At 64.7% G+C, this 11934-nt stretch carries 12 protein-coding genes; 7 read left to right on the top strand and 5 right to left on the bottom strand.

The window, feature by feature from the left end; genetic code table 11:
* Positions 1-107 precede the first annotated feature (107 nt).
* The 3 genes from CEY09_RS24575 (at position 108) to CEY09_RS24565 (ending at position 2345) form a co-directional block, all read left to right on the top strand.
* Positions 108-467 carry a hypothetical protein gene (locus tag CEY09_RS24575; protein ID WP_006224960.1) on the top strand — a complete coding sequence of 120 codons (360 nt, stop codon included), beginning with the start codon at positions 108-110 and terminating at the stop codon, positions 465-467.
* 816 nt (positions 468-1283) lie between these two features.
* A complete protein-coding gene (locus tag CEY09_RS24570; protein WP_006224961.1) occupies positions 1284-1565 on the top strand; it encodes a hypothetical protein in 282 nt (93 codons plus the stop codon).
* An 87-nt stretch (positions 1566-1652) separates the two neighbouring features.
* The gene (locus tag CEY09_RS24565; RefSeq protein WP_088590609.1) at positions 1653-2345 is read left to right on the top strand and encodes a cytochrome b/b6 domain-containing protein; all 693 of its coding nucleotides are present in this window, start codon (positions 1653-1655) and stop codon (positions 2343-2345) included.
* Between the two features lie 96 nt (positions 2346-2441).
* Here CEY09_RS24565 and CEY09_RS24560 read toward each other — a convergent pair whose 3' ends face one another.
* Positions 2442-2900 carry a c-type cytochrome gene (locus CEY09_RS24560; protein WP_006224963.1) on the bottom strand — a complete coding sequence of 153 codons (459 nt, stop codon included), beginning with the start codon at positions 2898-2900 and terminating at the stop codon, positions 2442-2444.
* 58 nt (positions 2901-2958) lie between these two features.
* Entirely contained in the window at positions 2959-4335 is a 1377-nt protein-coding gene (gene purB, locus CEY09_RS24555) for an adenylosuccinate lyase (protein ID WP_088590608.1), read from the bottom strand.
* A gap of 161 nt (positions 4336-4496) precedes the next feature.
* On the opposite strand from purB, the gene CEY09_RS24550 reads away from it, so the two are divergent.
* On the top strand, positions 4497-5108 hold the full coding sequence (locus CEY09_RS24550; protein ID WP_006224965.1) for a glutathione S-transferase: 612 nt from the start codon (positions 4497-4499) through the stop codon (positions 5106-5108).
* A gap of 118 nt (positions 5109-5226) precedes the next feature.
* On the opposite strand, the gene CEY09_RS24545 is transcribed toward CEY09_RS24550, so the two are convergent.
* The 3 genes from CEY09_RS24545 to CEY09_RS24535 form a co-directional block, all read right to left on the bottom strand.
* Positions 5227-6048, bottom strand: a complete 822-nt coding sequence (locus CEY09_RS24545; protein WP_088590607.1) for a sulfite exporter TauE/SafE family protein — start codon at positions 6046-6048, stop codon at positions 5227-5229.
* A 110-nt stretch (positions 6049-6158) separates the two neighbouring features.
* Complete coding sequence (gene mnmA, locus CEY09_RS24540; protein WP_088590606.1) at positions 6159-7277, bottom strand: tRNA 2-thiouridine(34) synthase MnmA; 1119 nt, start codon at positions 7275-7277, stop codon at positions 6159-6161.
* A 7-nt stretch (positions 7278-7284) separates the two neighbouring features.
* Positions 7285-8211 carry a LysR substrate-binding domain-containing protein gene (locus CEY09_RS24535; RefSeq protein ID WP_035213183.1) on the bottom strand — a complete coding sequence of 309 codons (927 nt, stop codon included), beginning with the start codon at positions 8209-8211 and terminating at the stop codon, positions 7285-7287.
* 258 nt (positions 8212-8469) lie between these two features.
* Here CEY09_RS24535 and CEY09_RS24530 point away from each other — a divergent pair, with 258 nt between their 5' ends.
* The 3 genes from CEY09_RS24530 to CEY09_RS24520 all read left to right on the top strand — a co-directional run bounded on the left by CEY09_RS24530 (position 8470) and on the right by CEY09_RS24520 (position 11933).
* Positions 8470-9459 carry a Bug family tripartite tricarboxylate transporter substrate binding protein gene (locus tag CEY09_RS24530; protein WP_006224969.1) on the top strand — a complete coding sequence of 330 codons (990 nt, stop codon included), beginning with the start codon at positions 8470-8472 and terminating at the stop codon, positions 9457-9459.
* A gap of 71 nt (positions 9460-9530) precedes the next feature.
* Positions 9531-10406: an N-formylglutamate amidohydrolase gene (locus CEY09_RS24525; RefSeq protein ID WP_035213185.1), complete on the top strand. Its 876-nt coding sequence runs from the start codon at positions 9531-9533 to the stop codon at positions 10404-10406.
* Positions 10407-10814: 408 nt separating this feature from the next.
* Positions 10815-11933: a Re/Si-specific NAD(P)(+) transhydrogenase subunit alpha gene (locus CEY09_RS24520; RefSeq protein WP_088590605.1), complete on the top strand. Its 1119-nt coding sequence runs from the start codon at positions 10815-10817 to the stop codon at positions 11931-11933.
* Position 11934 lies beyond the last annotated feature (1 nt).

Raw genomic sequence — 11934 nt, 5'->3', positions numbered from 1 at the left:
GAAGTATGCACCATGCAGGCGCACGGCCGCCTCCCCTTGCCTGATCCCTTAAAATGCCCGATCCGGCCGTGCTATCGGCCGCCCGCAACACTGGCTTTGCTTCAACGATGACCCAAAACGCTACTTCCGCCTCCTGGGGGTTCACCCAGCCTGATTGCCGCGGCGCAGCCGCCCTGCTGTTCTTCATGGACGATCTGGCGCGCGTCGTGAACCAGTACCTGGGGCATGGCCAATTGTCGGACGAAGCCCTGGCGGATGCCCAGAAGGCCGTCGACGCGCTGCTTGCCCGCTACGTCGAGATCGAGGCGGCCCCCGACGCGTTCAACGACGAACGCATCGGCCTGGCGCTGGAAACCGAGCGCCAGCCGGACGGCACGATGGGCGCGCAGGTGGCGCTGAGGATGTCGCCGCGCCTGGAAGGCCTGATCATCGAGGCCCAGCGCCAGGCCCGCCCTGCCGCGCACTGACGACCAAGGGGGCTATGCGCCCCCTTTCAAAAAAGACTTGCAAAACCCATCGACCTGCGATAATATCGATGGTTGAGGTCTTTCTACACGAATCTGTAGAAACACTCAAGAAACACAACACACAAGAACTACCCGGCTTGATTCACCGCCAATGACTGAACGTTATTGACTGCCGATGAGCCACTCGGATTCCGATCCGATTTGCGAAAACCCACAACGCCAAAACGCAAATCCCGGCTCCGACACGAAAGTCGCGCACTACCCGCGCAACTTCCACAATCAAAGCAGCTCCGAATGCAGCGACGGCCATGATGGCCAGCGTGCTGAATCGATCAACGCCCAGGCACTGAACCTGAATGGCGGAATCCGACGCAAGCAGCCTCGAAGCCGCCCACAGCACCTTCGCCAAACCGCCAGTCCGGCTTGGCCAGAAGCAACAGGATTACGCTGCGGCCCAAGTCGACCCAACGACGACAGCCGCACAGCAACCGCCAGAGCCAACCCACTCTGCGCGGCCCCTCAGGCCTAAAGAGCGCATGCACCGAACATGCCCGCCACCTGGCCCGAACCGATGCCGTCTTGGACTGACGGTCGGCATCAAACAGCGGCATTAAACCGTTACCCGCGCACGCAAAAATATGAGAATGCGCAAAGGGACGGCAATACTTATGCGTTAGTGTCATGCATGCCTGTCCGAATCAACCCGGCCGGACATGGCGAACGACCAGATGCGAGGCGCTTTTGTTACGCCCACATCTTGCGCGGCATGCACACCACGCAGCTTTCTAATAACTAGAACCTAAGAGAACAAACACCATGAATACTCGTTTCACTACCTCGGACCTGATCCGACGCCCGGCCCATACGACGCTGGACAACACCCCGATCCATATCGGCGACATCGTCTACCTGCAGCCGACCAACGGCCCCGCCATCCGTGCGACGGTCATTTTCAACGCGCCGATCGACGGCACGACGACCTACACCACTGAAGTCGTGCCTTGCGGCTCGTCCACGCAGAAGGTGCCTGGCCAGCGCATCCGCTTCCGCCACGAGCACGTGCACCGCATCGAACCCGTGCGCCGCACCACGCATTGATCCATGCCAAAATCGCCGCGCTTCATGCGCGGCGATTGCTTTTTGCCCGTGATAAATTCGCAGGCAATCCGTCCACGCAGCTCAACCATGCAGAACAACCGACTCGCGATCCGCATCTGGGACCTTCCCACCCGTCTCTTTCACTGGGCGCTTGTCGTCTGCATCGTCGGCGCGTTCGTCAGCGTGAAACTGGGCGGCCTGTACATGGACTGGCACGTGCGCTTCGGCTGTACGGCGCTGGGCCTGATCATCTTCCGCTTGCTTTGGGGCATTGTCGGCCCGCGCTACGCCCGTTTCAGCCAGTTCGTGCGCGGCCCCGCCGCGGTGGCCCGGTACCTGAAGGGCGCCGCCGCGCCGGCCGGCCATAACCCGCTGGGCGCACTATCGGTGCTGGCCCTGCTGCTGGTCATCGGCTTCCAGGCCGCAAGCGGCCTGTTCACCACCGACGACATCATGACGCAAGGGCCGCTGTTCGGACACGTCAGCGAAGCCACCTCGGGGCTGCTGACGTCCTGGCACAAGCTCAACGAATGGGTCATCATCGGCCTGATCGCGCTGCATCTGCTGGCCGTCGTCTGGTATGCCGTGGTGCGCCGCAAGCGCCTGGTGCGCGCCATCATCACCGGCGACGTCGATGCCAAGGACTTGCCGGCCGGCACGCCGCCCGCCCAGGACGGCATCGCAGTCTGGGTGCGCGCGCTGCTGCTGGGCGCCTGCGTGACGGGCCTGGTGCTGTGGATACGGTCCCTGGAAGTGGTCGCGGACATGTCTTTTTCCTGAACCGCCCGCGAACTCGCAACAAAAAGCCCCTCGAAAAAACGAGGGGCTTTTTTCGTTCAGCGCTGACAGGCCGCCCTAAGGCTGCCCGCGCGTGGCTTACTTCTTCTTGCGGTAGGCGTCGTGGCAGGCCTTGCAGCTTGCACCCACGTCGCCGAAGGCCGCGCGCAGCTTGTCCAGATCGCCCGCGTCGGCCGCGGCCGACAGCTTCACGATATTGTCCTGGAACGCTTGCTGCTTCTGCTTGAAGCCGGCCGCGTCACTCCAGATCTCGGGGCGGGCGTCGCCGCCTTCCGTACCCGGACCGAAAGCTGCCCACGGCAATGCGGCCAACGTCTTCAGCACTTCAACGTTGGCTTTGATCTGCGCGGCGTCATAGGGCGCCTGACCCTTGACCACCGGCGTCATGCGACCGAAGTGCGAAGCCATCAGCGTCAATGCCGACTGGCGGTACTTGACCGCGTCTTCCGGCTTGGCGAACTGCGCCGAGGCGCTGGTCGCCAACAACGGCCCCACCGTCATACAGGCCAACGCGACAAGCGTGGACAACTTCTTCATTGCAATCTCCCGTAAGGACAACAACAATGCCGCGCGCCTTGCGCGCGCGGCATGGCGACTATACCGCCCGGGCCAGCTCTGCAGCCAGTCCGATGTACGAACGCGGGGTCATCGCCAGCAAACGGGCCTTCGGCTCGTCCGGCAGCGCCAGGCCCTGGATGAATTCTCGCAGAGCTTCCTCGGTAATGCCCTTGCCCCGCGTCAAGGCCTTGAGCTGTTCGTACGGCTGCGGCAGGCCGTAGCGGCGCATGACGGTCTGCACCGGCTCGGCCAGCACTTCCCAGCACGCGTCGATGTCGGCATCAATGGCGGCCGTGTTGACTTCCAGCTTGCCCAGGCCGCGCATGCACGCATCCCACGCCACCAGGCAATAGCCCAGGCCCACGCCCAGGTTGCGCAGGACGGTGGAGTCGGTCAGGTCGCGCTGCCAACGGGAGATCGGCAGCTTGTCGGCCAGATGGCGCAGCACGGCGTTGGCCAGGCCCAGGTTGCCTTCGGAGTTTTCGAAGTCGATCGGGTTGACCTTGTGCGGCATGGTCGACGAACCGACCTCGCCGTCTTTCAGGCGCTGCTTGAAGTAGCCCAGCGCCACGTAGCCCCAGACGTCGCGGTCCAGGTCCAGCACGATGATGTTGGCGCGCGTGATGGCGTCGAACAGGGCCGACATCCAGTCATGCGGTTCGATCTGGATGGTGTGGCGGTTCTGGGTCAGGCCCAGGCCGGCCAGGACGCGCTGGCTGAACGCGGGCCAGTCGATTTCCGGATAGGCCGACAGGTGGGCGTTGTAGTTGCCGGTGGCGCCGTTGAGCTTGGCCAGGGGCTCGACTGCTTCGACGGCGGCGATGGCGCGATTCAGGCGCGCCGCCACGTTGGCGAATTCCTTGCCAAGCGTCGTCGGGCTGGCCGGCTGGCCGTGGGTGCGCGACAGCATTGGCTGGTCGGCCTGGGCCACGGCCATGTCGTTCAGCTTGGCGGCCAGCTCGCGCAGGCGCGGCACCACGACCTGGTCACGCGCACGCGACAGCATCAGCGCGTGCGAGGTGTTGTTGATGTCTTCGGAGGTGCAGGCGAAGTGGATGAATTCGGCGGCGCGGGCCAGCTCGACGTCATCGGCCACTTTTTCCTTCAGCCAGTACTCGACAGCCTTCACGTCATGGTTGGTGACGCGCTCGATGTCCTTGATGCGGGCGGCGTCGGATTCCGAGAAATCCTGCACCAGCTGCTGCAGGCGCTGACGGGCGGCCGCGGAGAAAGCGGGCAGCTCGGGCAGGCCGGCGTCGGACAGGGCGACCAGCCACGCCACCTCGACTTCGACGCGGTGCGCCATGAAGCCGGCCTCGGACAGCAGACCGCGCAGCGCGTCGCCCCGGGAAGCGTAACGGCCATCCAATGGCGAAAGGGCATTAAGTTGGCTCAATTGATCGGCGATTTGCATGGTCTGAAGAAGAAATGGCTACGGATGGGAAAACCCGACGATTTTATCATCCGGGGGAATGCAACATTGTGGCAAACTGGCGAAGATTCCGGCCAGCGGACGGTTCGACGTTCAGCCGGCCTGCTATACTTCGGCCGCTTTTCGACTCCGCTTGTGACTCCATGAAACTGATCGGCTCGCTTACCAGTCCATACGTACGCAAGGTGCGTATCGTCATGGCCGAGAAAAAGCTGGACTACCGGCTTGAACTCGAAAACGTCTGGTCCGCCGACACGCAGATCCAAACGTACAACCCCTTGGGCAAAGTGCCCTGCCTCGTCATGGAAGACGGCGGCGCGCTGTTCGATTCGCGCGTCATCGTCGAATACGTGGACACCCTGTCCCCCGTCGCCCGCCTGATTCCGCAGCCGGGCCGCGACCGTGCCGCCGTGAAATGCTGGGAAGCCATCGCCGATGGCCTCCTGGACGCTTGCGTGGCCATCGTGAAGGAAAACCAGCGTCCCGAGGCGCAACGCAGCCCCGAATGGATCGAGCGCCAGTACAGCAAGATCCACGCCAGCCTGGATGCCATGAACAAGAGCCTGGGCGACAACGCCCACTGTATGGGCATCAACTACAGCCTGGCGGACATCGCCGTGGGCTGCGCGCTGGGCTACCTGGACCTGCGCTTCGCCTCGCTCGACTGGCGCGTCAACCATTCGAACCTTGCCCGCCTGTACGACAAGCTGTCGCAGCGGCAATCGTTCATCGACACCATCCCCAAGACCGCCTGAGGGCGGTCCCGGACAGCCCGTTCCGCACGGGCCGCTCCACGCAGGCAGCCCCGCAGGGCACCTGAATACCGGCCGCGCAATGCGGCCGGTTTGCATTTCTGCGCCCCGAAATTCCGTCCTATTGCGCCGCGAAGGTCTGCCAGGCCTTGAACAGCATGTAGGCGGCCAGCGCGAACAGCAGGCAGGCGAATACCCGCTTCAAGGTCTGCACCGGCAGGCGGTGCGCCATGCGCGCACCCAGCGGCGCCGTCAGCACGCTGGTGCACACCAGCGCCACCAGCGCCGGCCAATAGATGTAGCCCAGCATGCCCGGACGCGAAGTCCCTTCGTTCAGGCCCGACACCACATAACCCACGCTGTTGGCCAGCGCGATGGGAAAGCCCAGCGCGGCTGACGTGGACACGGCGTTGTGCAAGGCCACGTTGCACCAGACCATGAAAGGCACGGACAGGAACCCGCCGCCCGCGCCGACCAGCCCCGACAGGAAGCCGATACCGGCGCCCGCCGCGCTGGTGCCGACCACGCCAGGCATCTGTCGCGCCGGCTTGGGCTTCTTGTTGCGCAGCATGCTCCAGCCGGAATAGCCCACGAACAGCGAGAAGAACAGCGACAGCCACAGCGTGCTGAGCGCGGCGAAGACCGCCCCGCCCGACAGCAGCCCGCCCACGATGATGCCTGGCGCCATCGCCCACACGATCGGCCACTTGATCGTGCCCTTCTGTTGATGCGCCCTGACGCTGGACACGGAGGTGAAGAGGATGGACGTCATGGACGTCGCGATCGCCGCGTGCACGACCAGTTCAGGCGGCATGCCTTGCCACGCGAACAGCATCGTCAGGAAAGGCACCAGCACCATCCCGCCGCCAATGCCCAGCAGACCCGCCGCAAAACCCACCACCGCCCCCAGCACCAGCAGGCAAATCAACATCGTCACATCCACAACCGTCTCCTCTTTTATTGTTCGGTTTCTTGCTTGTCATGAGCGAAGGCCCCGCCGGCATCGCGCCTGCGGGGCCTTGTCAGGGTCCGATCAGGACGGACCCGCGTGCATTACAGGATGATCCCGCCGCCCAGGCAAACCTCGCCATCGTAAAGCACGGCCGACTGGCCGGGCGTGACAGCCCATTGCGGCTCGGCGAAATCCAGCGCGAAGGTGGCGCCTTCGGCCTGGTCCAAACGGCAGGCCGCATCGGCCTGGCGATAGCGCGTCTTGGCGCCGTAACCGGCGATGGCCGGCGGATGCCCCGCCACCCAGCTGGCGTCCTGCGCCTGCAACTGGCCAGACAGCAGCCAGGGATGGTCGTGCCCCTGCACCACGTACAGGATGTTGCGTTCGAGGTCCTTGCGCGCCACGTACCAGGCTTCGGCCGTGCCGTCTTCGCGCTGGCGTCCCTTCACGCCACCCACGCCCAGGCCCTTGCGCTGGCCCAGCGTGTAGAAGGACAAGCCTTCGTGGCGCCCGACCTTCTGCCCTTCGGGCGTCAGGATAGGCCCCGGTTCGGTCGGCAGGTAGCGGTTCAGGAATTCGCGGAACGGCCGTTCGCCGATGAAGCAGATCCCCGTGGAATCCTTCTTGGCGGCGTTGTGCAGGCCGATCTCGTGCGCGATACGCCGCACCTCGGTCTTGTGGATCTCGCCCAGCGGGAACAGGGTGCGCGACAGTTGCGCCTGGTTCAGCCGGTGCAGGAAGTAGCTCTGGTCCTTGGACGCATCCAGCGCCTTGAGCAACTGGAACTGCGTGCCGCCGCCCTCGGCCGGCACCTCGCGCACCCGCGCGTAGTGGCCGGTGGCGATATGTTCGGCGCCGAGCGCCATTGCGTGGTCCAGGAAGGCCTTGAACTTGATCTCGGCATTGCACAGGACGTCGGGGTTGGGCGTGCGGCCGGCGGAATACTCGCGCAGGAACTCCGCGAACACGCGGTCCTTGTATTCGGCGGCGAAGTTGACGAACTCGAAGTCGACGCCGACCAGATCAGCCACGCTGGCCGCGTCCAGCAGATCCTGGCGGGTCGAACAGTATTCGGAATCGTCGTCGTCTTCCCAGTTCTTCATGAACAGGCCGACGACGTCATAGCCTTGCTGCTTCAACAGCCAGGCCGTGACTGACGAATCGACCCCGCCCGACATGCCGACGACAACGCGGCCTTTCTTGCTAGATATTTGACTCATGATGCGATCATTTTAGTTCGGACAGCGCGTCTTCCCGCGGCTGCGGCTCCGCCGCCCGCGACACTTCCATCAGCCAGGCCCGGAAAGCCTGCAAGGTGGGCAGGTTGGCCTTTTGCTCGGGATAGCACAGGTAATAGCCCATGCGCGCGCGGATGGGCAGTTGGATGGCGACGGCCAGCTTGCCGTCGCGCAATTCATCTTCGATCAGGCAACGCGGGATCAGCGCCACGCCGAAGCCGGCGGCCGCCGCCTGGGACAGCAGCGCGTATTGATCGAAACGCGCCCCTTCCAGGCTGCGCCGCGTGTCGCAGCCGGCCTGCTCGAACCAGTCGCGCCAACCCTCCAGCGCCGACGTGTGGTGCAGCAGCGGATATGCCAGCAAGGCCTCGGGCGACGGACAGCCACCCGGGATCAGGCGCGGGCTGCAGACGGGCACGATTTCGCGGCCGACGATGTAGTCCGAGCCGCTGCCGGGCCACAAGCCTTCGCCGAAGCGCACGGCGGCATCCAGTTCGGGCGTTGAAAAGTCGTAGCCCTGGCGGTGCGGCAGGAACTCCACGTGGATGTCCGGGCGCAGGCGCATGAACGCCGTCAGGCGCGGGATCAGCCAGCGCGCGCCGAAGGTCGGCATACAGGTCAGGTTGAGCGTGCCGCCCTGCCCCTGGTGCGCGATCAGCTCCACGGTGGCGGCCTCGATCTGGCCCAGGCCCGCCTGGATCTTGGTCAGATAACTGCGGCCGGCCTCGGTCAGGACCAGGCCTTGCCTGATCCGCAGGAATAGTTCGACGCCGACGAACTCTTCCAGATGTTTCACCTGTTTACTGACGGCGCCCTGCGTCACGCACAATTCCTGCGCCGCGCGCGTGAAGCTGCTGTGGCGCGCCGCGACCTCGAATGCCTGAAGATCCGTTAATGAGGGACAGAAACGTCGCATGTGTAGCCCCCACTAAGCGTGGGGCTCCTGCCCCAGCGGGGCTTGATCGGGGGATGATCCCCGCTGCCTCCGGCCCATTGAAAAGCAACAAGAAAGTTACACAAAAGTAACGTCCCAACGATGCTGGCCCAAGAGAGGCATGAAAAAAAGTCATAGCTTACGGAGAAACTTTCGTTTGCGCAAACCGCCTCGCCAGGAAAGAATCGTTGCGTTTGCGTCTGCCTTTGCGCATCCGCTTTCCATTTATTAGGGGAATTCATGCAACGCCGTAACGTAGTACTGGGCCTGTGTGTCGCCGCCGCGACCCTGGCCATGCCGCTGACCTCGGGTATCGCACACGCGGAAGACGCGTATCCGAGCAAGCCCATCCGCCTGATCGTCCCCTTCCCGCCCGGCGGCACCACCGACATCGTCGGCCGCCTGTTCGCGGACAAGCTGGGCAAGGAACTGGGCCAGACCGTCGTGGTGGAAAACCGCGGCGGCGCCGGCGGCTCGATCGGCAGCGCCTTCGTCGCCAGCAGCGCGCCGGACGGCTATGTCCTGGGCATCGCCACCGTCAGCACGCACGGCATCAACCCGGCCATCTACCCGAACCTGCCGTTCGATGGCGAGAAGGACTTCACCCCCATCTCGAACCTGGCCGCCGTGCCGAACATCATGACGATCAACCCGAAGGTCCAGGCCAAGAACATGGCCGACTTCATCAAGCTGGCCAAGAGCCAGCCGGGCAAGCTGACGTACGCGTCCGCCGGCAACGGTTCGGTCTCGCACATGATGGGCGAACTGTTCAAGATGGCCTCGGGCACCGACCTGATGCACGTGCCTTACCGTGGCGTGGGCCCGGCGCTGAACGACGCGCTGGCCGGCCAGGTCGACGTCATGTATGACAACCTGCCCTCGACCCTGCCGCACGTGCAATCCGGCCGCCTGATCGCCATGGCGGTTGCCGCGCCCAAGCGGGTCGCCAGCCTGCCCGACGTGCCCACGTTCGCCGAAGTCGGCCTGCCGGCCGTGAACGACGCGTCCTGGTTCGGCCTGGTCGCCCCGGCCAAGCTGCCGGAACCCATCCTGGCCAAGCTGAACGCAGCGGTGCAGAAGGTTAGCGCCGAAGCTGACGTCAAGACGCGCCTGGAAGCACTGGGCGCCGAACCGGCCGCCAACAGCTCGGCCGACTTTGGCAAGCAGATCGCGGCGGAAATCGCCAAGAACAAGCGCATCGCCAAAGAAGCCAACGTGAAGATCGACTAAGCGGTCTTCGGCCCCGCCCGCGCAGGCTTGCGCGGGCGGGCGCCTCCGATTCACGAACGCAAGACCCCAATATGCGAATTACCCAACCCCTGTCTTACCGGCTCGACCTTCCGCAGCAATATCCGGATTCGGAAACCTCGGCCCCGCTTGTGCTGGACTCCCCGCACAGTGGCACCGCCTACCCTCCCGATTTCGCGGCCGCGGTGGACTTTGGCGCACTGCGCACTGCCGAGGACACCTGGGTTGACGACCTGTGGGGCGACGCCATGGAAATGGGCGTGCCGATGATCGCCGCCGGTTTTCCGCGCGCCTACATCGACGCCAACCGCGCGCCCGACGAGATCGATGAACTGCTGCTGGACGCGGCTTGGCCCGACGCCATCAACGCCTCGCCCAAGGTCAAGCTGGGCAAGGGCCTGATCTGGCGCATGCTGGACGACGGCACCCCGCTCTACAACCGCAAGCTGACGGTCGAAGAAGTCCGCCACCGCATCGACGCCTGCTGGAAGCCCTACCACGCCGCGCTGGGCAAGGTGCTGGACGCCGCCCACCAGAAGTTCGGCAAGGTCTGGCACATCAACTGCCACTCCATGCCCAGCGTCGCCGGCGCCTTCGCCACCGACCGTCCCGGCCTGGTCCACCCCGACTTCGTGCTGGGCGACCGCGACGGCAGCACCAGCGACCCGGCCTTCCGCGAATTCATCGCGGCGTGGCTGCGCGAGCGCGGCTACAACGTCACGGTGAACGATCCCTACAAGGGCGTGGAACTGGTGCGCGCCTTCGGCCGCCCCGAAGAAGGCCGCCACAGCCTGCAGATCGAAATCAACCGCAAGCTGTATATGGATGAGGTCACGCTGCGTCCGACCGAAAACTACGGCCGCTTGAAGGCCGATCTGCGCGACCTGACCGCCGCGCTGATCAACTGGACTCGCGCGCAGACGGCCTGACGCCGGACGCCTGCACGCAAGTAGCCGGCCAGCGGCGTGGTAAGACTGGCCGGAGCAAGTGGGTTGAAAGACCCGAAGCCCCATGGTTCGCCATGGGGCTTTTTTTTTCGATTCAATTCGGGCCGTAGGATGGGTGAAGCGCGAAAATCCTTAAGCAAGAACTCAATTATCGAGCGCGCGCAACCCATCAAGCAACGGTGAATTTTTAGCGGTTTCAGCCACAACGCAGCGTCCGCTTAATGGGTTGCGCGCGCTGGAAACCGGCATTCTTGCGCAAGGACTCTCGCGCTCCACCCATCCTACGTCGAATGGGCGCGATCCGGATGCGCAGCATGCAGGCGAAGCCAGGGCAGCGTGCCGGTGCCATTCCCGTGTATAACTACGGCGAACCTTCTAGGAGAGGCGTCGATGCACATCGGGATACCAAAAGAAACCCGAGACGGGGAAACCCGTGTCGCAGCAACACCGGAAACCGTCAAGAAGTACGTAGGCGGCAAACACACCGTTGTCGTAGAGCGTGGCGCAGGCACTGCGGCCCGCTATCTGGACGACGCCTACGAGGCCGCGGGCGCCACGCTCGGTTCCGCCCAGGATGCCCTGGGCGCCGAACTGGTCATGAAGGTTCGTGCGCCCTCCGCCGCGGAATTACCGCACATGAAGCCCGGCACGGTCGTGATCGGCATGCTCGATCCGTTCGATGCCGAAGGCCTGGAGCAGATGGCCGGTGCAGGACTGGTCGGATTCGCGCTCGAGGCCGCCCCCCGCATCACGCGCGCCCAAAGCCTGGACGTGCTGTCCTCGCAAGCCAACCTGGCCGGCTACAAGGCCGTGCTGCTGGCGGCGCACCATTACGGCCGGCTGATCCCGATGATGATGACCGCCGCGGGCACCCTGAAAGCCGCGCGCGCGGTGGTCCTGGGCACCGGCGTAGCCGGTCTGCAGGCCATCGCCACGGCCAAGCGCCTGGGCGCGGTGGTCGAAGCGTCCGACGTGCGACCCGCCGCGCGCGAGCAGGTGGAATCGCTGGGCGCCAAGTTCATCGACGTGCCTTTCGAGACCGAAGAGGAACGCGAGATCGCCCAAGGCACAGGCGGCTACGCGCGCGCCATGCCGCCCAGCTGGATGGCGCGGCAGGCGGCGCTGGTGTCCGAACGCTGCAAGCAGGCGGACCTCGTCATCACCACGGCCCTGATCCCGGGCCGTCCCGCGCCAACGCTGGTGTCCGCGGAAACCGTCGCGGCCATGAAGCCCGGCTCGGTGCTGGTCGACCTGGCCGTCGAACGCGGCGGCAACTGCCCCTTGTCCGAGAAAGGCCAGGTCGTGGAGAAGCACGGCGTGACGATCATCGGGCTGACCAACCTGCCCGGTCTGGTGGCCACCGATGCGTCCGCGCTGTACGCGCGCAACATCCTGGACTTCCTGAAGCTCATCATCAATGCGGACGGCGCGCTGGCAATCCAGCGCGACGATGAAATCGTGGCGGCCTGCCTGGTGTGCGAAGGCGGCAATGTGACGCGGAGGACCTGAA

The organism is Achromobacter marplatensis, assembly GCF_002209535.1.
Taxonomy (GTDB): Bacteria; Pseudomonadota; Gammaproteobacteria; order Burkholderiales; family Burkholderiaceae_B; genus Achromobacter; species Achromobacter marplatensis.
The sequence above is the reverse complement of the archived record's forward strand: the minus strand, read 5'-3'. Positions and strand labels throughout refer to the sequence as shown.

What these genes read in the sequence shown, in the direction of transcription:
- CEY09_RS24575 (WP_006224960.1), top strand. Translation starts at nt 108, where the DNA reads ATGACCCAAAACGCTACTTCCGCCTCCTGGGGGTTCACCCAGCCTGAT.
- CEY09_RS24570 (WP_006224961.1), top strand. Translation starts at nt 1,284, where the DNA reads ATGAATACTCGTTTCACTACCTCGGACCTGATCCGACGCCCGGCCCAT.
- CEY09_RS24565 (WP_088590609.1), top strand. Translation starts at nt 1,653, where the DNA reads ATGCAGAACAACCGACTCGCGATCCGCATCTGGGACCTTCCCACCCGT.
- CEY09_RS24560 (WP_006224963.1), bottom strand. Translation starts at nt 2,900, where the DNA reads ATGAAGAAGTTGTCCACGCTTGTCGCGTTGGCCTGTATGACGGTGGGG.
- purB (WP_088590608.1), bottom strand. Translation starts at nt 4,335, where the DNA reads ATGCAAATCGCCGATCAATTGAGCCAACTTAATGCCCTTTCGCCATTG.
- CEY09_RS24550 (WP_006224965.1), top strand. Translation starts at nt 4,497, where the DNA reads ATGAAACTGATCGGCTCGCTTACCAGTCCATACGTACGCAAGGTGCGT.
- mnmA (WP_088590606.1), bottom strand. Translation starts at nt 7,277, where the DNA reads ATGAGTCAAATATCTAGCAAGAAAGGCCGCGTTGTCGTCGGCATGTCG.
- CEY09_RS24535 (WP_035213183.1), bottom strand. Translation starts at nt 8,211, where the DNA reads ATGCGACGTTTCTGTCCCTCATTAACGGATCTTCAGGCATTCGAGGTC.
- CEY09_RS24530 (WP_006224969.1), top strand. Translation starts at nt 8,470, where the DNA reads ATGCAACGCCGTAACGTAGTACTGGGCCTGTGTGTCGCCGCCGCGACC.
- CEY09_RS24525 (WP_035213185.1), top strand. Translation starts at nt 9,531, where the DNA reads ATGCGAATTACCCAACCCCTGTCTTACCGGCTCGACCTTCCGCAGCAA.
- CEY09_RS24520 (WP_088590605.1), top strand. Translation starts at nt 10,815, where the DNA reads ATGCACATCGGGATACCAAAAGAAACCCGAGACGGGGAAACCCGTGTC.